The sequence below is a fragment of the Pseudomonas sp. AP19 genome (assembly GCF_001728855.1).
GTDB lineage: Bacteria > Pseudomonadota > Gammaproteobacteria > Pseudomonadales > Pseudomonadaceae > Aquipseudomonas > Aquipseudomonas fluorescens.
Map to the genome: position 1 here is coordinate 47,203 of NZ_LXJP01000034.1, position 19,478 is coordinate 66,680.

At 57.9% G+C, this 19,478-nt stretch carries 25 protein-coding genes and 1 pseudogene; 11 read left to right on the forward strand and 15 right to left on the reverse strand.

Annotated elements, in window-relative coordinates; translation table 11 throughout:
• Window positions 1-126: 126 nt before the first annotated feature.
• Together A7D21_RS21830 and A7D21_RS21835 are read right to left on the reverse strand one after the other, a co-directional pair.
• On the reverse strand, window positions 127-393 hold the full coding sequence (locus A7D21_RS21830; RefSeq protein WP_053255059.1) for a DUF4404 family protein: 267 nt from the start codon (window positions 391-393) through the stop codon (window positions 127-129).
• Between the two features lie 110 nt (window positions 394-503).
• Window positions 504-1,112 carry a hypothetical protein gene (locus tag A7D21_RS21835; RefSeq protein WP_053255060.1) on the reverse strand — a complete coding sequence of 203 codons (609 nt, stop codon included), beginning with the start codon at window positions 1,110-1,112 and terminating at the stop codon, window positions 504-506.
• Window positions 1,113-1,308: 196 nt separating this feature from the next.
• Between A7D21_RS21835 and A7D21_RS21840 the strand changes: the two genes are divergently transcribed.
• Window positions 1,309-1,998: a VacJ family lipoprotein gene (locus A7D21_RS21840; protein WP_053255061.1), complete on the forward strand. Its 690-nt coding sequence runs from the start codon at window positions 1,309-1,311 to the stop codon at window positions 1,996-1,998.
• Window positions 1,999-2,059: 61 nt separating this feature from the next.
• On the opposite strand, the gene A7D21_RS21845 is transcribed toward A7D21_RS21840, so the two are convergent.
• Complete coding sequence (locus A7D21_RS21845) at window positions 2,060-2,356, reverse strand: PilZ domain-containing protein (protein ID WP_053255062.1); 297 nt, start codon at window positions 2,354-2,356, stop codon at window positions 2,060-2,062.
• A 276-nt stretch (window positions 2,357-2,632) separates the two neighbouring features.
• Here A7D21_RS21845 and rssB point away from each other — a divergent pair, with 276 nt between their 5' ends.
• Both rssB and rssC read left to right on the forward strand, forming a co-directional pair.
• Entirely contained in the window at window positions 2,633-3,814 is a 1,182-nt protein-coding gene (gene rssB, locus A7D21_RS21850; protein ID WP_017737359.1) for a two-component system response regulator RssB, read from the forward strand.
• Window positions 3,814-4,296: an anti-sigma factor antagonist RssC gene (gene rssC / locus A7D21_RS21855; protein ID WP_010566476.1), complete on the forward strand. Its 483-nt coding sequence runs from the start codon at window positions 3,814-3,816 to the stop codon at window positions 4,294-4,296. The genes rssB and rssC overlap by 1 nt, the downstream gene beginning before the upstream one ends.
• 200 nt (window positions 4,297-4,496) lie before the next feature.
• Here the strand turns inward: rssC and tal are convergent, their stop codons facing one another.
• The 6 genes from tal to A7D21_RS21885 all read right to left on the reverse strand — a co-directional run bounded on the left by tal (window position 4,497) and on the right by A7D21_RS21885 (window position 8,975).
• A complete protein-coding gene (gene tal, locus A7D21_RS21860) occupies window positions 4,497-5,423 on the reverse strand; it encodes a transaldolase (protein ID WP_053255063.1) in 927 nt (308 codons plus the stop codon).
• 338 nt (window positions 5,424-5,761) lie between these two features.
• The gene (gene dusA, locus A7D21_RS21865) at window positions 5,762-6,748 is read right to left on the reverse strand and encodes a tRNA dihydrouridine(20/20a) synthase DusA (RefSeq protein WP_069552670.1); all 987 of its coding nucleotides are present in this window, start codon (window positions 6,746-6,748) and stop codon (window positions 5,762-5,764) included.
• Window positions 6,749-6,914: 166 nt separating this feature from the next.
• A complete protein-coding gene (locus A7D21_RS21870) occupies window positions 6,915-7,157 on the reverse strand; it encodes a CopG family ribbon-helix-helix protein (RefSeq protein WP_069552671.1) in 243 nt (80 codons plus the stop codon).
• Between the two features lie 164 nt (window positions 7,158-7,321).
• Window positions 7,322-8,083, reverse strand: a complete 762-nt coding sequence (locus A7D21_RS21875; RefSeq protein WP_078827892.1) for an SDR family NAD(P)-dependent oxidoreductase — start codon at window positions 8,081-8,083, stop codon at window positions 7,322-7,324.
• A 233-nt stretch (window positions 8,084-8,316) separates the two neighbouring features.
• A complete protein-coding gene (locus A7D21_RS21880) occupies window positions 8,317-8,499 on the reverse strand; it encodes a hypothetical protein (protein WP_256556269.1) in 183 nt (60 codons plus the stop codon).
• Window positions 8,500-8,732: 233 nt separating this feature from the next.
• Complete coding sequence (locus A7D21_RS21885; protein ID WP_069552674.1) at window positions 8,733-8,975, reverse strand: hypothetical protein; 243 nt, start codon at window positions 8,973-8,975, stop codon at window positions 8,733-8,735.
• A 144-nt stretch (window positions 8,976-9,119) separates the two neighbouring features.
• On the opposite strand from A7D21_RS21885, the pseudogene A7D21_RS34600 reads away from it, so the two are divergent.
• Both A7D21_RS34600 and A7D21_RS21890 read left to right on the forward strand, forming a co-directional pair.
• Window positions 9,120-9,524: pseudogene (locus A7D21_RS34600) on the forward strand (colicin transporter); the annotation flags it as partial.
• Window position 9,525: 1 nt separating this feature from the next.
• Complete coding sequence (locus tag A7D21_RS21890; protein WP_069552685.1) at window positions 9,526-9,801, forward strand: hypothetical protein; 276 nt, start codon at window positions 9,526-9,528, stop codon at window positions 9,799-9,801.
• Between the two features lie 705 nt (window positions 9,802-10,506).
• Here the strand turns inward: A7D21_RS21890 and A7D21_RS34605 are convergent.
• The gene (locus tag A7D21_RS34605) at window positions 10,507-10,920 is read right to left on the reverse strand and encodes a hypothetical protein (protein WP_078827894.1); all 414 of its coding nucleotides are present in this window, start codon (window positions 10,918-10,920) and stop codon (window positions 10,507-10,509) included.
• A gap of 436 nt (window positions 10,921-11,356) precedes the next feature.
• Here A7D21_RS34605 and A7D21_RS21900 point away from each other — a divergent pair, with 436 nt between their 5' ends.
• Both A7D21_RS21900 and A7D21_RS36300 read left to right on the forward strand, forming a co-directional pair.
• Entirely contained in the window at window positions 11,357-11,722 is a 366-nt protein-coding gene (locus A7D21_RS21900; protein ID WP_069552676.1) for a DUF6124 family protein, read from the forward strand.
• Window positions 11,723-11,867: 145 nt separating this feature from the next.
• Window positions 11,868-12,089: a hypothetical protein gene (locus tag A7D21_RS36300; RefSeq protein ID WP_069552677.1), complete on the forward strand. Its 222-nt coding sequence runs from the start codon at window positions 11,868-11,870 to the stop codon at window positions 12,087-12,089.
• A gap of 100 nt (window positions 12,090-12,189) precedes the next feature.
• Here the strand turns inward: A7D21_RS36300 and A7D21_RS21910 are convergent, their stop codons facing one another.
• Window positions 12,190-13,377 carry an MFS transporter gene (locus tag A7D21_RS21910; RefSeq protein ID WP_069552678.1) on the reverse strand — a complete coding sequence of 396 codons (1,188 nt, stop codon included), beginning with the start codon at window positions 13,375-13,377 and terminating at the stop codon, window positions 12,190-12,192.
• Between the two features lie 492 nt (window positions 13,378-13,869).
• Here A7D21_RS21910 and mqo point away from each other — a divergent pair, with 492 nt between their 5' ends.
• Window positions 13,870-15,525 (forward strand): malate dehydrogenase (quinone), encoded by a 1,656-nt coding sequence (gene mqo, locus A7D21_RS21915; RefSeq protein WP_053255069.1) that lies wholly within the window; start codon window positions 13,870-13,872, stop codon window positions 15,523-15,525.
• 67 nt (window positions 15,526-15,592) lie between these two features.
• Here mqo and A7D21_RS21920 read toward each other — a convergent pair whose 3' ends face one another.
• Window positions 15,593-16,258: an NADPH-dependent F420 reductase gene (locus A7D21_RS21920; protein ID WP_053255070.1), complete on the reverse strand. Its 666-nt coding sequence runs from the start codon at window positions 16,256-16,258 to the stop codon at window positions 15,593-15,595.
• Between the two features lie 99 nt (window positions 16,259-16,357).
• On the opposite strand from A7D21_RS21920, the gene A7D21_RS21925 reads away from it, so the two are divergent.
• Complete coding sequence (locus A7D21_RS21925) at window positions 16,358-17,254, forward strand: LysR family transcriptional regulator (protein ID WP_069552679.1); 897 nt, start codon at window positions 16,358-16,360, stop codon at window positions 17,252-17,254.
• 239 nt (window positions 17,255-17,493) lie between these two features.
• Complete coding sequence (locus A7D21_RS21930; RefSeq protein ID WP_053255072.1) at window positions 17,494-17,823, forward strand: YXWGXW repeat-containing protein; 330 nt, start codon at window positions 17,494-17,496, stop codon at window positions 17,821-17,823.
• A gap of 7 nt (window positions 17,824-17,830) precedes the next feature.
• Here A7D21_RS21930 and A7D21_RS21935 read toward each other — a convergent pair whose 3' ends face one another.
• The 3 genes from A7D21_RS21935 to A7D21_RS21945 form a co-directional block, all read right to left on the reverse strand.
• A complete protein-coding gene (locus tag A7D21_RS21935) occupies window positions 17,831-18,175 on the reverse strand; it encodes a hypothetical protein (RefSeq protein ID WP_053255355.1) in 345 nt (114 codons plus the stop codon).
• 101 nt (window positions 18,176-18,276) lie between these two features.
• Complete coding sequence (locus tag A7D21_RS21940; RefSeq protein WP_053255073.1) at window positions 18,277-18,672, reverse strand: PIN domain-containing protein; 396 nt, start codon at window positions 18,670-18,672, stop codon at window positions 18,277-18,279.
• A complete protein-coding gene (locus tag A7D21_RS21945; protein WP_017137462.1) occupies window positions 18,669-18,926 on the reverse strand; it encodes an AbrB/MazE/SpoVT family DNA-binding domain-containing protein in 258 nt (85 codons plus the stop codon). Before A7D21_RS21945 ends, A7D21_RS21940 begins: the two co-directional genes overlap by 4 nt.
• Before the next feature lie 155 nt (window positions 18,927-19,081).
• On the opposite strand from A7D21_RS21945, the gene A7D21_RS21950 reads away from it, so the two are divergent.
• Entirely contained in the window at window positions 19,082-19,474 is a 393-nt protein-coding gene (locus A7D21_RS21950) for a RidA family protein (RefSeq protein ID WP_069552680.1), read from the forward strand.
• Window positions 19,475-19,478: the final 4 nt, after the last annotated feature.

The window sequence follows — 19,478 nt, forward strand, 5'->3', positions numbered from 1 at the left end:
AAACTAAATGTGGGAGCTGGCTTGCCTGCGATAGCGGCCCATCAGTCATACATCGGGTGACTAATACACCGTCATCGCAGGCAAGCCAGCTCCCACAGTGGGTTCTGTGTGGGGCGTGGGATCGTATTAGATCCCGATGTTACCCAAGGTGATCATGATATTGCGCAATGTCCCGGAAATGACCGGGTGTTCAGCATCGAACTCTATCGCCGCTTGATTCACATCATCGGAAATACTGGGTGTTTGGGTGGCCGGTTCAAGTTCGAGTTGTAATTCGAATTTGGCAATCAAGGCTTCCAGCGCTTCACGTTTTTCTTCAGATAGCGGCGGTTGCTGTTCCAACTGCCCGCGCAGGATGTTGACCTGTTCTTCAAGCTTTATGCGGTCAGGCATGACGTTCTTCCTTTTATCGATAGGCACTGGCATAGACCGCGGCACGCCGGGAAAGGTCTACGGGCTGACCTGTAGATTAATCCACCGGCGCCTTGAGTGCATGATCTCTATCAGGGCTTCTCGCCTTTAAGCTGGCGCAGGCTGATATCCGCCAGGCAGGTGCCCAGTTCGCCAAGGTGGTCGATCACCGAGTGCACGCCCAACCCATACAGCGCCACCGTGGCTTTGCCGCGTTTATGTTCGCGCTGCTGCTCGGTCAACGCCTGCCATTGCTCGGGCGCCAAGCCGCACAGTGAGCCGCAGGACGCCAGGCCGATGGTCCACAACCCGGCATTCAGGCCCGCTTGCAGCAAGCGTGGCTCGCCGCTGACCAGCACGCAGCCTTCCAGGCGTTCGATATTCAAGGCCATCAGGGCTTGCCAGCAGGCATGCGGCGCCGGCCAGCGGATGGAGGAGGGCGGTGTTGCCTTCACCCAGTCGGGCAATGCGGCCGACAGCGGTGTGGTCACCGAGGCGGGCAGTTCATCCAGCCAGGCGCAAGGCACCCCTTGGTCCTTGAGACTGCGCAGGATCTTCAGCGCGCCGGGCGTGGCTTGGGAGTCGGGGCAGGGCGAGTCGGTGCGTGCCTGGGAACCGAAATCCACCAGGCAGCCACTCAGGCCAAACAGCACGGCGGTCAAGGAGGGGGCTCTGGCGACGGCAATTTCGGCGTGAGGCATTTCGACATCCCTGAAATAGCTGTGACGCTATCGAGGCGACATGACAAGCGGATGACACTCGGGCGCACTTGTAGGAATTTTGTGCATTTTTCGTATGTCGGTTCCGCGTTACTGCCTAAATCGACACTTCCGTCATATACTGACGATCTTATTCAGGGCATAGCGCCCATGACAGACCATTCAAGGAGCAAAAGCTATGCGCTGGAGCCACTACTTCGCTCAGCTATCTGTGTGTGCCACTGTTCTTCTGGCCCCGTTCGCCGCACAGGCCGCGTCGCAAGACGATCCATGGGAAAGCGTCAACCGCCCGATCTTCACCTTCAACGACACCGTTGATACCTACGCGCTCAAGCCATTGGCGCAGGGCTACCAGTTTGTCACGCCGCAATTCGTGCAGACGGGCATCCATAACTTCTTCCGCAACATCGGCGATGTCGGCAACTTTGCCAACGACGTGTTGCAGCTCAAGCCACACGCGGCCGGTGTCGACACCGCGCGTTTGCTGATGAACACCACGTTTGGTGTACTGGGCTTCATTGATGTGGGCACCAAGATGGGCCTGCAACGCAACGACGAAGACTTCGGCCAGACCCTGGGCTACTGGGGCGTCGGCAGCGGTCCTTACGTGATGCTGCCACTGCTCGGCCCAAGCACCCTGCGTGATGCGCCGTCCAAATACGTCGACAGCTACACCCAACCGTACCGTTACATGAACGATATCGGCTGGCGCAACAGCACCTTCGGCCTGAACATCGTCGACACCCGTGCCAGCCTGCTCGACAGCGAGAAGCTGATTACTGGCGACAAATACACCTTCATCCGTAACGCTTACCTGCAGAACCGTGAGTTCAAGGTCAAGGACGGCAAGGTCGTCGACGACTTTTAAGCCGTGACGTTTTGAAATGAAAAAAAGGCGACCCGCGTGGTCGCCTTTTTTGTGCGCGATTTCAGCGCATTTTCAAGATCCTGAGGCCCAGGTGCTGGCGCTCGCCATCATTCTTGGCCCACACCACCTCGGTGTCCGCCTCCAGGCCCGCGAGGGCGGCGTGCTCCGAGTCAATGCGCACGGTCAGTTGGTCGCCCACCTCGAACTGGCGGGGGGCCTGCACCTGCATGCCAGAGCTGGAAAGGTCCACACAGACCCCGGCAATCTCCTGCCCGGCGTGGATTAACGACACATCGGCATCCACTCGCATGCGGATGAAATCGCGTTTTTCGGCGTAGTCGCGCTCGTGTTCGCTCACGGGTTCCATCCTTACTTTGTGTTGTGGTCGTGGGTGTTCTTATAACTCCCAGTGATTTGCGGTGTAAAGACGCCCGGCGACCATCGGCATGAGCTTGAAACCCCTGACGGATGGGAGTACCGTCTGCGCCTTAGAAGGGCACCTCTGCTTTACCTTTGTGCATGGGCAAAATCCCGATGCTTTGTAGGACAGAGTGGCTAGAAAGCGAATCCAGTACGTGAGCCCGGCCATTGTCGAGCCACCTACGCCAACCTAATTCTGGCGCCGTTTGCCCACATGCAAAAAACCAGTGCCACGCTGCTGATAATCGATGACGACGAAGTAGTGCGCGCGAGCCTCGCGGCCTACTTGGAAGACAGTGGCTTCAGCGTCCTGCAGGCCAGCAATGGCCAACAGGGTCTCCAGGTATTCGAGCGCGACAAGCCCGACCTTGTGATCTGCGACCTGCGCATGCCCCAGATGGGCGGCCTCGAGCTGATCCGCCAGGTGACTGAGCTTGCCCCGCAGACGCCGGTGATTGTTGTGTCCGGTGCCGGCGTGATGAACGACGCTGTCGAGGCCCTGCGCCTGGGCGCCGCCGACTACCTGATCAAGCCCCTGGAAGACCTGGCCGTGCTGGAGCACTCGGTGCGCCGTGCGCTGGACCGTGCCCGCCTGCTGCTGGAAAACCAGCGCTACCGCGAAAAGCTCGAAACCGCCAACCGCGAGCTCGAAGCCAGCCTCAACCTGCTCCAGGAAGACCAGAACGCCGGTCGCCAGGTGCAGATGAACATGCTGCCGGTCAGCCCCTGGACCATCGACGAGTTCCAGTTTGCGCACCAGATCATCCCGTCGTTGTACCTGTCGGGTGATTTCGTCGATTATTTCCGCGTCGATGAGCGGCGTGTGGCGTTCTACCTGGCCGACGTCTCCGGCCATGGCGCTTCTTCTGCTTTTGTCACCGTGTTGTTGAAGTTCATGACCACACGGCTGTTGTTCGAATCCAAGCGCAATGGCACCTTGCCGGAGTTCACTCCCTCCGAGGTGCTGGGCCACATCAACCGAGGCCTGATCAGCTGTAAGCTGGGCAAGCACGTGACGATGGTCGGCGGCGTGATTGATGAAGAAACCGGTCTTTTGACCTACAGCATCGGCGGTCACCTGCCGATGCCGGTTTTATACACTCCTGACAGTGTGCGTTACCTGGAAGGCCGTGGTCTGCCGGTGGGCTTGTTCAATGAAGCCACCTACGAAGACCACATCCTGGAACTGCCGCCGACCTTCAGCCTTACGCTGATGTCCGACGGTATCCTCGACTTGCTTCCAGAGCCTACACTCAAGGAGAAAGAAGCCGCCTTGCCCCAAAAGGTCAAGTCGGCGGGCGGCAGCCTGGATGGCCTGCGGCAGGTTTTTGGATTGGCCACGCTAGGGGAGATGCCGGATGATATCGCCCTATTGGTGTTGAGCAGGAATCTTTGATGAGTACCGGAAGAATCCAATTCGCCGAGCAAGACGGGACCTTCGTCCTGAAGTTTGTCGGTGAAGTGCGCCTGACCTTGTGTTCGGCGCTGGATGCAACGATTGAGCGGATTTTCACAGCCCTGAATTTCTCGGCGATCGTGATCGATCTGACCGAAACCCGCAGCATCGACAGCACCACCCTTGGCTTGCTGGCCAAATTGTCCATTCTGTCGCGGCAGAAGGTCGGCCTGTTGCCGACGGTGGTCACCACCCACGAAGACATCACCCGTCTGCTGCAGTCCATGGGGTTTGACCAGGTGTTCAACATCGTTGACCGCCCGATCCCCTGCCCGGAATGCCTGACCGACCTGCCGTCGCAAGACCAGTCTGAAGAAGTGGTACGGATCAAGGTGCTGGAAGCGCACAAGATCCTGATGGGCCTGAACGAGTCCAACCGCGAAGCCTTCCACGACCTCGTCAACGCCCTGGAACGCCACTGATCCCCAGTTGAAACCCAATCCAAATGTGGGAGGGGGCTTGCTCCCGATGACGGTGTGCCAGTGATGAATGCATTGCCTGACACGCTGCTATCGGGAGCAAGCCCCCTCCCACAGTGGAACTGAGCTCGGCTTGCGCTCGGCGAAAGACACAAAAAAGGGCGGCACCCGCGAGGGTGCCGCCCTTTTTGTCGCCGTCTGCCTTACAACTTGGCAGTCAACAACGCTTCAAGCTTCTCCTGGTCCCGAGCAAACTGACGAATCCCCTCTGCCAGCTTCTCAGTCGCCATCGCATCCTCGTTGGACTCCCAACGGAACTGCGCTTCAGTCAAATGCACCCGCGCTTCACCGGCATGGCCTGGCGACAACTTGCGCTCCAGCTTGCCTTCATCCGCCGCCAGCTTCTCCAGCAGGTCCGGGCTGATGGTCAAGCGGTCACAGCCGGCCAGCTCTTCAATCTGGCTGAGGTTACGGAAGCTCGCGCCCATCACCACAGTCTTGTAGCCATTGGCCTTGTAGTAGTTGTAGATGCGCGTCACCGACTGCACGCCCGGGTCATCGGAACCGGTGTAGTCGTTGCCGTTGGCCTTCTTGTACCAGTCGTAGATACGGCCCACGAACGGCGAAATCAGGAATACCCCAGCCTCGGCACAGGCCACGGCCTGGGCAAACGAGAACAGCAGCGTCAGGTTGGTTTGAATGCCTTCTTTTTCCAGCTTCTCCGCCGCGCGGATGCCTTCCCAGGTGGAGGCGATCTTGATCAGCACGCGGTCACGGCCAACGCCGGCTTTGTCGTACAGGTCGATCAGACGGTGCGCACGCTTGAGAATGGCCGCTTCATCGAACGACAGGCGGGCATCCACCTCAGTGGAAATACGGCCCGGTACGACTTTCAGAATTTCTTGACCTACCGCCACCGCAAAACGGTCGCTGGCCAGGCCCACGTCGCCGTTACAGTCCTTAACGCACTCATCCAGCAGCTTGGCATAGCCTGGGATCGAAGCGGCCTTGAGCAGCAGGGAAGGGTTGGTAGTGGCGTCTTGCGGCTTGAGCTTGGCGAGGGTAGAAAAATCGCCGGTATCGGCTACAACGGTGGTGAATTGCTTGAGTTGTTCCAGCTTGGAAGTCATGGGCGTGCTCTGTCCTGTGGGTCTGATGACATTACCCGAGCGCCGGCAGGCGCTCAAGGGCGCAAATGCGTTCGATCGTTTGCGAGGGCAACAACCTGAAAACAGCCGTTTGAATCACCGGCCGTACTGCTAACTAGGAGACCAAAACTGCCGACAGGTTCAACCCAACTGCCCCGCGACCACTCAGATCAAACGGTGGGAGCGGGCTTGCCTGCGATAGCGGCGGCAAAGACACCACCAGCTTCCAGACAAACATCAATCCAACTGTGGGAGCGGGCTTGCTCGCGAAAGCAGCCTATCAGCCACCAAACCCACCCACTGACACCCAACCTGCCAAATCACCGCCCCTCCAACAACTCCCCCGCCTGATCCAACAACGCCAACGGATCACTCGCCTTATGAATATCCACCGACAACAACTGCCTGAACCGACGAGCTCCCGGAAACCCGGTCCCCAGCCCCAACACATGCCGAGTAATGTGATGCATCGCCCCACCACTGGCCAAATGCTCCGCAATATACGGCCGCAACTGCGCCAACGCCTCAGCCCGACTCACCACCGGCGCGGCACTGCCAAACAACTGCTGATCCACCTCCGCCAGCAAATACGGATTGTGATAAGCCTCGCGCCCCAACATCACCCCATCAAACACCTGCAAATGCGCCTGGCACTGCTCCAGCGTCTTGATCCCACCGTTCAGCACAATCTCCAGCTCCGGGAAATCCTGCTTCAACTGCGCCGCCACGTCATAGCGCAACGGCGGAATATCGCGATTCTCCTTCGGCGACAACCCCTCCAGAATCGCAATCCGCGCATGCACCGTAAAGCTGGTGCACCCGGCATCCCTCACCGTCCCGACGAAATCACACAACTCGGCATAACTGTCGCGCCCATTGATCCCGATACGATGCTTCACCGTCACCGGAATCGACACCGCATCCCGCATCGCCTTCACGCAATCCGCCACAAGTGCAGGGTGCGCCATCAGGATCGCGCCGATCATATTGTTCTGAACCCGATCACTCGGGCAGCCGACGTTCAAGTTCACTTCATCGTAACCGGCCGCCTCAGCCATACGCGCACAAGCGGCCAGGTCGGCAGGAACACTGCCGCCCAACTGCAGCGCGAGTGGGTGCTCGGCTTCGTTGTGACGCAGGAAGCGCTCGTGGTCGCCATGCAGGATCGCGCCCGTGGTGACCATCTCGGTGTAGAGCAGGGCGTGCTTGGAGAGCAGGCGCAGGAAGAACCGGCAGTGACGGTCGGTCCAATCCATCATCGGGGCGACGGAGAAGCGGCGGGAGAGTGGGGCGGATTGTAGGGGCATGGGGGAATCTGAGTTAGCGAGGCGAATGGGGCGCAGTTTATCAGGGATGGGTATTAGGTGTGGGGGAGGCTTTTTTGCGGCTTTCACCACTTCGAACGGGGAAGTTGCCGTGTGTGAAATACGCCGAGGATTTGCAGGCGATCACCGCGCATCTGATGGACGCTTCTCATCCTGCATTGTGGCTCCAGCGCCTGGCGCGCATCGCTGCCACCTGATCATCGGTAGCGAATTTGCCTTGATCGGCCTCTTTTACTGCCAGCTCGATCTGAGCGGTCAGCGTTTTTTCGTGTTCGATGTAGTCGCGAAGAACGTCCATCGCCAGGTAGGTCGCAGTCTGGCCGTTGGTTTTGGCCAGGTCGGCGAGAGAGTTGGACAGGTCTTCCGGGAAGTTCAGAGATATTCCAGTCATGGCTGCCTCGATGGTGGATGGTTGGGGGGGCATCTTGCACTGTGGAACAGTGGCTTGAATCAGCAGGTCGTCGCTGTGTGTATCCGGAAGTGATTTGTTCCACCTTACTGCCGGAGTATCGTGGTCTGACCCCGATATCTGCCCTCCACCGGAGTACGTTAACGCTAGGTCAAATTCATTCCGCCGTCTGACAGGAGTATCTCGCCGGTTAAGTAGTCCGACTCGATCAGCATTACAACAGCTTTTGCGATGTCTTCTGAGCGAGCGGCCCTGCGCATAGGTGCGCGAGTTCGCCACAACTCTTGCGCCTCTTTCCACTCTGCGGTCAGAGGCGTGTCGACCAAGCCGGGCGCCACTGCGTTTACGCGAATTTCTGGCCCTAGCTCTAGGGCAAGCAAGCGGGTCATGTGATTAAGCGCAGCTTTGCTCACCGCGTACGGAATCGATGCACCTTTAGGACGGATACCGGCATGCGAACTTATGTTTACGACGCAACCTGCTCGACGGTAACGGGCGGCATCGCGCAAGGCCGACTCGGCCAACGCAACCAGGTGGAACGGTGCCACGACATTGACCTCGTTAAGTTCGTGCCACACAGTCGAGGTGGCCGAGGCAAGGTCGCCGTGCGGAATGACTCTGCTAATGCCGGCGTTATTGACCAGTACGTCGAGTTGCCCCCACGCGGCGATCGCCTCTTCAATAAGCCTAACCCTGTCAACTTCTAAGGCAAGATCAGCTTGCACGTAAATAGCCTGCTTCATTTCTGCAACCATAGCGCGTCCCGTATCCGCCGAGTTTCGCGAATGGATCACCACCGCATAGCCTGCCCGATTTAGTACACGTGCAATGGCCGCGCCGATACCGGAAGTGGATCCTGTAACCAACGCGACGCGTAATACAGGATCAATTGTCGAATTGGTTTCCATATGGATACCTTAAATGGATTGCCAGGGAGCCAACACCGTAGCATCAAGTGGGCAACGTCGGTGTCATGTACCAAATCTGTCCAGCTCGCGAAGAGGTTTCTTTCGAACCGACTTTTCCTTTCTCTACCGGCTGAAATCGACCCATAGCTGCCGATCAGCACAGGCAGTAAATAGCCACAATCAGACATCCGTGACGGGTAGCATTCAGCTCGAAGTAGCCTCCCGCACGGTAGTTACGTCAGCTTTTCAATCAAAATCGAGGTGGCTGTGATCGTTATATCTCCAAAATCACCTTCAAGGGATAGAACATTATCAACGATGTTTATCCCTTCAATCTCTCCGAGTTCACTGGTGTTTTGAACGTTAAGAGCGCCAAGCCTGATAGTTAGCTCAGTGCCGTCCGCGTTCCATGCCATCAGCTTATTTCTGGACCCGTCATCCAGTCTGACAACCATCTCGAAATAGCGATGGGCTTGGTCCACTGTGATCGATAATAGAAAATAGGGTCAGACCACCATTATTTAAATGTGTTGGGACCCTATTTTCTGCTGGCGAAGATGGCGTCGGAGATTTCCTCAGCAGCCTTTGGATTTTCGAAGCGATATAGTTTGCTTCGTCTTCCAGATTTTTGAGTACTTTCTCAAGCCACTCAAACCGTATTCCGGCTCCAGCGCCTACCGCGCATTGCTGCCACTTGGTCATCGGCGGCGAATTTTTCTTGTTCCGCTTCTTTTACTGCCTGCTCTATCTGAGCGGTCAGCGTTTTTTCGTGCTTGATGTAGTCGCGAAGAATGTCTATCGCCAGATAGGCTGTAGTCTGGCTATTGGTTTTGGCCATATCGGCGAGAGAGTTGGATAGGTCTTCCGGCAGTGTTCGGGAGATTCCAGTCATGATGGGCTCAATTGTGGGCGGTTGTGGGGCATATTACACCGTGGAACGCCTGCTTAAATCGGCAGGTAATCGATAGGTATATCCGGTAGTGATTTGCTCTACTTCACTGCCGAAGTATCGTGGTCTGACCCCAATGTCGTTCCTAAAGGTGTACACAGCGGACGGATGTACAATCCTGATAAAGCCGGAGGTCCAACCCAAGATCTTGATTGGGCAACGGCAACGGTGACTCAGGAAGGTATTGATCTGGTTAAATTGCATACGTCACGATTCGTACCTTCTGATGCTAATAAGATTATGATTGAACGGCTAGAAAAGATACTAAGTGGTCAGATCCCTGTTACGGATGTTGATAAACGATTTTACACCCATGAAATGCGAGAGTTAGAACGTTACAGGGCGCTCGGGGTAGCTGATGGAGTAGAAGGAAATGTTTGGAATAATGCTCATGCTGCAACCTTGGAAGACTATAAGCTGAGGGATGCTGACGATTTATTCTATACGCCTGAAGCCATTGCTGCAGAAATTAAACAAGTATATCGAGAGTAAAATGAGTAACATTAATGACGTGGTAGTCGCTGAAACACCAAGGGATGTAGTTCTTTTTATTGTAAGAAACAAACCAATTTCGTATCCAATGCTGGATCGACTCTACAGCAGGAATGGGTGGGCCAATATTTCAAATAACTTAGAGCTTTTGAAGCTTATTGAAAATATGGAGCTCGAAGGGGTGGTTGAACATGTTGATGGAGGAATAAGAAAAGGCCCAAACTGGAATGCGCCAGCATTCATGGTTGAGAATAAGTATACGTTGAGTGATGTTTAGGTCTGTAAAAAAACCCAGCTCAAGCTGGTTTTTTTTGCTTGGACTTTGAAAAGTTATTCCTCTCCGTATTCTGGATACTCTTGATGCTTGTGCTTTTAGGTATACCCAAATGCGTCATGGATACCCACACAGCGTCAGATGTTGACGTTTGAAGGGGATGTTGGGATTGGAGCGACAGGCATTGGCGATAAGCACCGTGCCTTACGGATGTGGTTTTGTCGGCCAGGCGAGGGCTATTTCAGGAGGGGAGTGGTACGAAAGTGGTACGGGGTTTTTTATCGTGCGCTACAGGGCACGTATTACAATGTCTGTAGAATTAGCAGTTCCAATCCATCATCGGGGCGACGGAGAAGTGGCGGGAGAGGGGAGCGGTATTTAGGGATATTGGGGTCTGAGTCAGGGGGGTGAATGGGGTGCAGTTTATCAGGAATAGGTCTTGGGTGCCGGGGAGGCGTGTTCTGTGCCCTTGCATATGCCGATGAGTTCAGGGCAATTGCTGCGCCGAATATCGTGGTCTGACACCGATTTGCACGATTTACAACACCGATTTGCATGACGCAGACTTGCACCGATATGCAGACAGTAAATACAGTGTTGTCGCAATAATGCTAGCTGCGACATACTAGAGGGCAACAAAGCGGCCCTCCGGGAGAGTTCTATTAATTTTTGAGGTGAATGTCCAAGCTAGTACAGTAATGATCTATTCTAATCATCAGTATCTTGCCCGCCATAGATATTGGCTCTGCTTCTCGAAGAGCGACCGTCGCTGTAGCGAGTATCGTGTCCGCCATAAATGTTTCCGCTGCTTCGCGCCGAAGTGCCATCGCTGTTGTGGGTATCCTGCCCGTCGTAAATGTTCCTACTGCTTTGCGAGGTAGTGCCATCGCTGTTGTGAGTATCTTGCCCACCGTAAATATTGCCGCTGCTTTGCGATGTGCGGCCATCGCTGTAGCGGATATTCTCGCCACCATAAATATTAGCGCTGCTGGTAGACGTTGTTCCATCGTCATATCTGCAGTTGTAGCCGTTATAGATATTTTTACTGCACGTGTCAGCATAGGCTTGATGCAGGGGCGAAAATAGAATAATCGAACCCAGCAGAGCAATCTTGAGGTTCATTAAAGCTCCGTTCGAGATAACTCGATATCATAGGAAAAGATATTAGGTGTCGCGGCCACGCGCGAACGCTTTTTTGAATGGTAAATAAGGATATTTATGAATGTTTGTCTCGAGCTCCTTTATTAAGTCTGAGGGGCGGAGTTGCTTTGCGTGCCTGAGCGAATCAATGGGGCTGGCAACATGCCACTATTTATACAGACTGATCACTTCGGACTAAGTTTCCGCCTTAAAAAATATTTTTATAAAAAGTATATCGGGGTCATTTATGTCGGGGTCAGATCACAATAAACCCTAGGAATCGTCCCACGCTTTTCTCAGCTTGCCCATCAGACCATCAATCACTAACCTCATCCCGCCGCTGCAAACCCAGCGGCCGGAGGTGGAAGTCCGTATTGCTAAGGCGTTTTAACTCCCGAAAATATTTGGAGCTTCGCCAATGCCTAACAAATCACGCAATCCTTATGTGGATCAAAACACCGCGCCCGTCGATGCCAAGCTACAAACGGCTGCCCAGCGAGCAATTCACCATTACCTGCCGCCATCTGATGACGTTGCCCACGTCGAGCATCCAACCAGCAATATCTTCCTAGTCAGCCCCAACATCGACACCGAAACCCTCCTAGCCAACGCCGCCGAAAACCTCGATTCCGCCAACCAAATGGCCGCCACCCTGGCCTTCGACCTCGAAGACCCGCACCGCGCCATCATCCTCGGTATCCAACAACTCATCGACCTAAGCGCGCTACTCGTCGCCCGCGCCCAAGAGCAAGTCGCGCCCGCCGCCAGCCCAGCCACCGCCTGACCCCAACCCCGCCGCCTTGCCCCAAGGCGGCAACCTGAACCCCTGCTGTCACCGCGCAAAATTTCATAATCCCCAGTGCCTTTGAGGTCTACGATCCTCTTCAAGAGAGGACCCCCGCACCTCCAGCCCATAGGGAACTGAAAATATGATCTCGAACCTGGTTAAAGTCGCGCTGATTGCTGGCACGTTGCTGTTGGGTGCTTGTTCGACGGGGTCGTTGGGCGGGAGCAGTGACCCGTGTTTTTCGGGGGGATGCCAGGCGTTCGGGGACCATAGCCCGAGCAAGGCCGCCAAGATGAATTTTGGCGGGAGTGGGTTGGGCAGTAGTTATGGGGAGTATGGGTCGGGGTTGTTGCATGATGATTGATGGGGTGGTGGGGCAGTCATTGACTTGGTGACTGACCCACCGCTTTCGCGAGCAAGCCCGCTCCCACATTGGATCTTGGGTGGGCTTTAAAAAGGTGGTGTCAGTGGCCGCCTTTCATGCGGCGGGCGATGAGGTAGATGCCCAGGCCGACCAACGCTGTGGCGGCGCCGATGTAGCCGGTGCTGGTCCAGCCGTATCCCGCGGTAATTGCCATACCGCCAAACCACGGCCCCAGCGCGTTTGCCAGGTTGAACGCGGCGTGGTTGGAGGCTGCCGCCAGGCTCGGGGCTTCGTGGGCGATGTCCATCAGGCGGATTTGCAGCGGTGCGGCCAACGCCACCATGGTGCCGACCAGGCCCATGCTCAGTAGCACGCCCCATAGCGAGGATGCCGCGAAGGGGAAGAACAGCAGCACCGCTATCGACCACACCAAGATCAAGCCCACCGCGCGGAATTGCATGCGGTCAAACAGTTTGCCGCCGGCAATGTTGCCGATGATGCCGCCCACACCAAACGCGGCGAGGCCGAAGGGAATCCATTGGGGCGAGACTTTGGTCACTTCGAGCATGGTCGGGGCGAGGTAGCTGAACACGCAGAACATGCCGGCAAAGCCAATCGCGCCGATCGACAGCGCCATCCACACTTGGGGTTTGGTGAAGGCGCGCAGTTCTTTGCGTGGGTCGCTGCGCGGTTCGTCGCGGCGGTCGGGGACGAATTGCCAGACGAGGGCGATGGTGCACAGGGCGATGGCGCTGACCAGCGCGAACGCCGAGCGCCAGCCGAGGTGTTGGCCCAGGAAGGTCGCGATGGGGTTGCCGAGCAGCATGGCGAGGGTGAGGCCCATCATCACCCGGGCCACGGCGCCGGCGCGTTTGTCGTTGGGCACCATGCTGGAGGCGACGACGGCGGCGATGCCGAAGTAGGCGCCGTGGGGCAGGCCGCTGATAAAGCGGAAGGCCACCAGCGAGCCGAAGGTCGGGGTGAAGGCGGTGGCGAGGTTGCCCAGGGCGTAGAGTCCCATCAGCAATAACAGCATGTGTTTGCGCAGCAGTTTGGCGCCGAGGATCGCCAGCAGTGGCGCGCCGACCATCACGCCGAGGGCGTAGGCGCTGATGGCGTGGCCGACTTGCGGTTCACTCAAGTTCAAATTCTGGGCGATGTCGGGCATCAGGCCCATGATGGCGAATTCGCCGGTGCCGATCGCGAAGGCGCCCACGGCCATGGCCGCTTCCATTTTGGCGGCGCTGCGCGCGGGCAGTACATGCCCGGGTGTTTGCTGGATAGTCATGGGTAACTCTGTGTGGGTGAAGTGCACGAAGGACCGCCGCCGATGCTACGCAAGCAGCGGCGAAGGTGTCTAGAACAGCCATGACCGCGAGAGTTCCGCGCCAATTGCGACCCTGTGACGCCACGTCGCGCTCGCTCGGCTTGACAGGGGCGGGGAAAAGTCCGGTTTTAGCGCTGTCAATTGGCCAAACGACGCATAAACGCTGTTTAGCGTGATATTCTGCGCGCCGTCTTGGTCTAGTCTTTCCCCGGTGCGTACACCCGTATACGTCCCGGCGGTTGGCTGTCGCCCAGGTAGCTGAAGCCAATAATGATAAGAAGTCAGCGCAGAAGGGACATAAAAGTGAGGTCGATACGTCGGCCTTGTGTGCCCACCCTGCGGCCCTTACGTGAATGTGCAAACCCCGCGGTGCGTTGCCTGACGCAGCGCGATAGAGGGTTGCCCATGCTCAGGGGCAGTGGGGCGGATGGCGTTTTATCATAGGTGCTACTGATGTTTAAAAAAGTAAACACTGCCCTGCTGGGGCTGGCTTTGTCGATGGGGATCACGTCCGTTCACGCGGAAGAGGCAAAGAAAGTCGATGTGCTGCTGATCGGCGGCGGCATCATGAGTGCGACCCTGGGTGTTTGGCTCAATGAGCTGCAGCCGGACTGGTCGATGGAGATGGTCGAGCGCCTCGATGGCGTGGCTGAAGAAAGCTCCAACGGCTGGAACAACGCCGGTACCGGTCACTCAGCCCTGGCTGAGCTGAACTACACCCCGGAAAACAAGGACGGCACCGTTGAGATCCCGAAAGCGGTCGAGATCAACGAAGCGTTCCAGATTTCCCGTCAGTTCTGGTCCTGGCAGGTCCAGCAGGGCGTGCTGAAGAACCCGCGTTCGTTCATCAACTCCACACCGCACATGAGCTTTGTGTGGGGCGATGACAACATCAAGTTCCTGAAAAAACGCTACGAAGCCCTGCAAGCGAGCCCGCTGTTCGCCGGCATGCAGTACTCCGAAGACCCGGCGCAGATCGCCAAGTGGGTTCCGCTGATGATGGAAGGGCGTGACCCGAACCAGAAAATCGCGGCCACCTGGACCCCGATCGGCACCGACGTGAACTTCGGCGAGATCACCCGCCAGTTCGTCGCTCACCTGCAAACCACGCCGAAGTTCGACCTGAAACTGTCGAGCGAAGTGCAGGACATCACCAAGAACGCCGACGGTTCGTGGCGTGTGAGCTACAAAAACCTGAAAGACGGCACCAAGACTGAAACCGACGCCAAGTTCGTGTTCATCGGCGCCGGCGGCGGTGCATTGCACCTGCTGCAGAAGTCGGGCATTCCTGAAGCCAAGGAATACGCAGGCTTCCCGGTGGGCGGTTCGTTCCTGGTGACCGATAACCCGGCCATCGCCGAGCAGCACATGGCCAAGGCCTACGGTAAGGCTTCGGTTGGCGCGCCACCGATGTCGGTGCCGCACCTGGACACCCGCGTGCTGGATGGCAAGCGCGTGATTCTGTTTGGCCCATTCGCGACCTTCTCGACCAAGTTCCTGAAGGAAGGCTCGTACCTGGACCTGCTGACCAGCACCACCACCCACAACATCTGGCCAATGACCAAAGTCGGTATTCGTGAATACCCACTGGTTGAGTACCTCGCCGGCCAACTGATGCTGTCCGATGACGACCGCTTCAAGGCGTTGCAAGAGTACTTCCCGAACGCCAAGCAGTCCGACTGGCGCCTGTGGCAAGCCGGTCAGCGCGTGCAGATCATCAAGCGTGACGAAGAGCAGGGCGGCGTCCTGAAACTCGGCACCGAAGTGGTCAGCTCCGCCGACAACACCATCGCCGGCCTGTTGGGTGCATCGCCAGGCGCGTCCACCGCGGCTCCGATCATGCTGACCGTGCTGCAAAAAGTGTTCAAGGACAAGGTCGCGACCCCTGAGTGGCAGGCCAAACTGCACCAGATCGTACCGAGCTACGGCACCAAGCTGAACGACAGCCCTGAGGCTGTTGCCAAGGAATGGGCCTACACGGCCGGCGTCCTGCAACTGACCCCACCGCCTGCGATTCCGCAGTTGAACGCACCCAAGGCAACTCAGGCCACCGAGGCTGCCAAGCCTGCGGCTGAGCCGAGCAAGCCGGCGTCTGACCTGGCGCTGTAAGCCAAGCCCGATGTTAAAAAGCCCGCTGAACCGGTAACGGTCAGCGGGCTTTTTTGTGGGCCAGTGTTCAGGCGCGAACGCGCTCGACCGCAGGCAGTTCAACCGTGCGTTCGGCCGCTGCCAGCGCCGCCTTTAAACCCGCTTGGTCCAGCGGCACGCAATAGGCGGGTTTCGCCCGTTCAAAACGCCAGCTTTCATCCAGCCCGCCGGCGTCCACCGCGTCGAAACCGAGTTCGTCGAGCAGGCGGATTACCTGCGCCTTGGCCGTGGCGTCATCGGCAGCCACCGGCAGTGCACGGCGGTCGGGCGCGCCGTGGGGGCGGGCGTCTTGCGTCAGGTCTGGGGCAAAGATCGCATTGAACACCTTCACGACGTGTGAGTGCGGTAAGTGCTCGGCAAGCAGCCGGCTGGTGGTGGTTTCAAAGCGGTCCAGCACCGGGATATGCCCATCGCGGTTCGGGTAGTAATTGTTCGCGTCCAGCACCGTTTTGCCTTCCAGCCACTGTGCGGGCACGCTGCGGTAGTGTTCCAGGGGAATCGCCACCAACACCACGTCGCCAAACTTTGCGGCATCTTCAGCGCTGCCCACCTGGACGCCGAGTATGCCGCTGAGCACGCTGCTCATGGTGTGCGGGCCGCGGGAGTTGCTCAACATCACGTCATGCCCGGCAGCCAGCGCGAGCTGTGCCACGGCACGTCCGATAAAACCTGCTCCAATCACACCGATCTTCATGGCCTTGCTCCTGATCAATCGTAGAGCGGCTATGATGATTCGCGACTAACTGGCGATAAATACGCGTTTTGGCTTGGGTGTTGTTACTGGGAGTTGGGAATGATGGACCGCCTTTCAAGCATGAATGCCTTTGTGGTGGCCGCCGAGTTGGGCTCTTACGCGCGTGCCGCCGAGCGCTTGGGCCTGTCGGCGCAGATGGTGGCCAAACATGTTGCCGCGCTGGAGCAGCGCCTCGGCGCCCGTTTGCTCAACCGCACCACGCGACGGCAAAGCCTGACCGAGCTGGGGCACGCGTACTACGATCGTTGCAAACATATCCTGACGGAGGCGCAGGCTGCCGATTCACTCGCCCAGATCATGAATGACACGCCGCGCGGCAAGCTGAAAATTACCGCCCCGGTCACCTTCGGCTCCTACAGCCTGATGCCGCTGATTACCGCCTTTTTGCGCGACAACCCGGACGTGGAAATCGACCTGCACCTGACGGATCGTTTCGTTGACCTGGTGGAGGAAGGCTATGAGGCGGCCTTCCGGATCGGCCCGTTGGGCACCACGGGCTTGACGGCCCGGCCGCTGGCGCCTTATCGGCTGGTGGTCTGTGCGGCGCCGGCGTACCTCGCGGCGCGGGGTATACCGCAGCGGCCGGCGGACCTTGAGCAACATGAATGCCTGGGCTACGCCTTCTGGTCACGCCCGGCGGACCGCGAGTGGGTCTTTCACCAAAACGCGACGCCCTACACGGTGCGGGTGGCCAGCCGTCTGCACATCAATGAAAGCAGGGCGTTGATGTCGGCGGCACTGGATGGGTTCGGCATCGTTCTCGGCGCCGAAGACTTCCTGCGCACCGCATTGGCCAAAGGCGAACTGGTACGCGTGCTGCCGGCCTTTGAAGCGCCCAGCCGCCCCATGCATCTGGTTTACACCGCCAACCGGCAGCGCACGGCCAAGTTGCGGCGATTTGTCGAGGCGGTGCTGGCACGCTTCGGCCCGGCGTGAGGGCTAGCGGTGGACACCGGGTTTAACCCGCCCATCCCGTGTCCATGTGGTGAGCGCCCGGCGGATGCTCGTATGCCTGGAACAACCGACTGTCGTATGCACGCCTTGAGGCCCATGGGTTCAGCAATCCGACAGACATCATTTGTTAAAAAGAACCCAGAGCCAAGCAGGAGCGAAGCTGCAACAAGGGGGCATTTTTTCTGATGTAAGTGCTGGGCGTTAGCGCCCGAGGATTTTGTATGTTGCTACGTTATGCGGCATTGGCGGCGGTCGTCGTCGCGGCGTCCGGGTGTGTGCAAGAGCGCGTGGTACATGAGCGCGGGCCGGTACAGCGTGAGTACGTTGAAGTGGTTGCGCCACAACCGCCGCCGGTCCAGGTGATCGAAGTCGAGCCGGCTGCACGCTATGGCTATGTGTGGTCACGCGGTTACTGGCGTTGGCAAGGCGGCCGCTATGTCGCGGTGCACGGCCATTGGGAGCCGGTGCGCGAAGGTTATCGCTATGTGCATCCGCACTGGGTGCAGCGCAATGACGGTTACCACTGGCAGGGCGGTGGCTGGGTTCGCTGAACCTCAATCAGATCGGCTTTTGGGTGCCTAACAGCTTGACCTCTCGCAGCAACGCGGCACCGAGTTGGTCGCTGCCCAGTTCCTGATAGCCGACTATCTGGGTTTCGCCGTTTTCTTCGGCCTGAATGATGATCACCGGTGTTTCCTTACCGGTGGCTTCATCCACATGCAGGGCGTACTGCGGGACATCCACCTTGATCGGTGAGCCCGCCGGCTTGCCTCGCACATTCAGCGTAAATGCCGCACAGCCGCTATCGATATCCACGCTGGTCGCGGAGCGGCCGCTGACGAAGCAGGTTGTCGGCAGCTCAGGCCAGGTAATGGTGTCGGCCAGGGCGAGGGTGGGCGCCATGGCCATGGCAACAAGAATCAACGTACGCACGAGGGGAGTTCTCTTGATCAAGGGCGGTGGCGTTTTTTACCAAAGCCCGGCGTTCGTCGCAACGCTGCGGCTCAGGCCAGGCGTTTCATCCCCGTGGCCTTGGCCGCGTTGAGGTCAAAGGTGGCGGTGTATTCACAGCCGGCTGCATGGGCGCAGCGTTCGATCAGGTAGTCGGCGAAGTCGGCTTTGCCGCCTGTGAATCGTCGCAGTGCCTGCCAGATGATCTCGGCGTGCTCGACGGTCAGTTCACGGGTGCGCAGCAGCGTTTCCAGCACGGTCACCACGTCGCTTTTGGCCGATTGATAGCAGCTTTGCAGCACCCAGACCAATTCCACCACCGACACCAGGCTGACAAAGCCCGGCGACACGCTGGTGAGCGACTCGATCAACGCCGAGGCCTTGGGCGATTGCACGGGGTCATCCTGGGTGACATAGCGCACCAGCACATTGGTATCGAGCCCGATCATCCGGCGTTGGCTCCTTGCGCGGCGATGGCGCGGTTCATGTCTTCGATCGACACAGCCTGTGCGGGCTTGCGGATCAGCCCCTTGAGGTCCTGCACGGTTTTGCTCGCGGCGATGATGGAAAACTTGCCGTCTTCCGTTTCGACAAATTCAACCCGGTCGCCTGTTTCCAGGCCAAGCGCGGTGCGCACTTGCACGGGGATAGTGATTTGCCCTTTCGAGGTGAGTGTGGCGGTGGCCATAGTGAAAATCTCCATCGTGATATTCCTTACGTTAAGGTAAGGATTGATGAAGGACAAGATCCGTTGGTCCATAGGTTGCTCGGCTGGTGTGAGTGAGTGGGAACAGGTAAAACCCTAGTTCGAACTGTGCGCTCTCACACGCTTTCCTCCGGCCTCAAGAGATACACGCTATGACCGACCGCCACCTGATCATTCCTGCCGCCATGCAACCCATAGTCGAGCGCGCCGGCTACGTCCCTGCGGTAAAAGTTGGCAATACTCTTTACTGCGCAGGCCAGGTCGGCCGTACGCCGCATCTGGCCGTGATCGACGATCCCGAGGCGCAATTCATCGCGGCCTGGGAAAACCTGAGGGACGTATTGGAGGAGGGCGGTTGCAGCTTCGATGACGTGGTGGACATGACCACGTATCACGTGAACATGCGCCAGCACATGGCGGTTTTTCGTGAAGTGAAAAACCGCCTGTTTCCACGCGGGCAGTGCGCCTGGACCACAATCGGGGTGTCCGAACTGGCGCACCCCGGGCTGCTGGTGGAAATCAAATGTGTGGCGGTGCAGCGCTAGACGC

Coding starts and splice junctions, on each gene's coding strand:
- A7D21_RS21830 (WP_053255059.1), bottom strand. CDS start 393: ATGCCTGACCGCATAAAGCTTGAAGAACAGGTCAACATCCTGCGCGGG.
- A7D21_RS21835 (WP_053255060.1), bottom strand. CDS start 1,112: ATGCCTCACGCCGAAATTGCCGTCGCCAGAGCCCCCTCCTTGACCGCC.
- A7D21_RS21840 (WP_053255061.1), top strand. CDS start 1,309: ATGCGCTGGAGCCACTACTTCGCTCAGCTATCTGTGTGTGCCACTGTT.
- rssB (WP_017737359.1), top strand. CDS start 2,633: ATGCAAAAAACCAGTGCCACGCTGCTGATAATCGATGACGACGAAGTA.
- rssC (WP_010566476.1), top strand. CDS start 3,814: ATGAGTACCGGAAGAATCCAATTCGCCGAGCAAGACGGGACCTTCGTC.
- tal (WP_053255063.1), bottom strand. CDS start 5,423: ATGACTTCCAAGCTGGAACAACTCAAGCAATTCACCACCGTTGTAGCC.
- dusA (WP_069552670.1), bottom strand. CDS start 6,748: ATGCCCCTACAATCCGCCCCACTCTCCCGCCGCTTCTCCGTCGCCCCG.
- A7D21_RS21870 (WP_069552671.1), bottom strand. CDS start 7,157: ATGACTGGAATATCTCTGAACTTCCCGGAAGACCTGTCCAACTCTCTC.
- A7D21_RS21875 (WP_078827892.1), bottom strand. CDS start 8,083: ATGGAAACCAATTCGACAATTGATCCTGTATTACGCGTCGCGTTGGTT.
- A7D21_RS21880 (WP_256556269.1), bottom strand. CDS start 8,499: ATGGCATGGAACGCGGACGGCACTGAGCTAACTATCAGGCTTGGCGCT.
- A7D21_RS21885 (WP_069552674.1), bottom strand. CDS start 8,975: ATGACTGGAATCTCCCGAACACTGCCGGAAGACCTATCCAACTCTCTC.
- A7D21_RS21890 (WP_069552685.1), top strand. CDS start 9,526: ATGAGTAACATTAATGACGTGGTAGTCGCTGAAACACCAAGGGATGTA.
- A7D21_RS34605 (WP_078827894.1), bottom strand. CDS start 10,920: ATGAACCTCAAGATTGCTCTGCTGGGTTCGATTATTCTATTTTCGCCC.
- A7D21_RS21900 (WP_069552676.1), top strand. CDS start 11,357: ATGCCTAACAAATCACGCAATCCTTATGTGGATCAAAACACCGCGCCC.
- A7D21_RS36300 (WP_069552677.1), top strand. CDS start 11,868: ATGATCTCGAACCTGGTTAAAGTCGCGCTGATTGCTGGCACGTTGCTG.
- A7D21_RS21910 (WP_069552678.1), bottom strand. CDS start 13,377: ATGACTATCCAGCAAACACCCGGGCATGTACTGCCCGCGCGCAGCGCC.
- mqo (WP_053255069.1), top strand. CDS start 13,870: ATGTTTAAAAAAGTAAACACTGCCCTGCTGGGGCTGGCTTTGTCGATG.
- A7D21_RS21920 (WP_053255070.1), bottom strand. CDS start 16,258: ATGAAGATCGGTGTGATTGGAGCAGGTTTTATCGGACGTGCCGTGGCA.
- A7D21_RS21925 (WP_069552679.1), top strand. CDS start 16,358: ATGATGGACCGCCTTTCAAGCATGAATGCCTTTGTGGTGGCCGCCGAG.
- A7D21_RS21930 (WP_053255072.1), top strand. CDS start 17,494: ATGTTGCTACGTTATGCGGCATTGGCGGCGGTCGTCGTCGCGGCGTCC.
- A7D21_RS21935 (WP_053255355.1), bottom strand. CDS start 18,175: ATGGCGCCCACCCTCGCCCTGGCCGACACCATTACCTGGCCTGAGCTG.
- A7D21_RS21940 (WP_053255073.1), bottom strand. CDS start 18,672: ATGATCGGGCTCGATACCAATGTGCTGGTGCGCTATGTCACCCAGGAT.
- A7D21_RS21945 (WP_017137462.1), bottom strand. CDS start 18,926: ATGGAGATTTTCACTATGGCCACCGCCACACTCACCTCGAAAGGGCAA.
- A7D21_RS21950 (WP_069552680.1), top strand. CDS start 19,082: ATGACCGACCGCCACCTGATCATTCCTGCCGCCATGCAACCCATAGTC.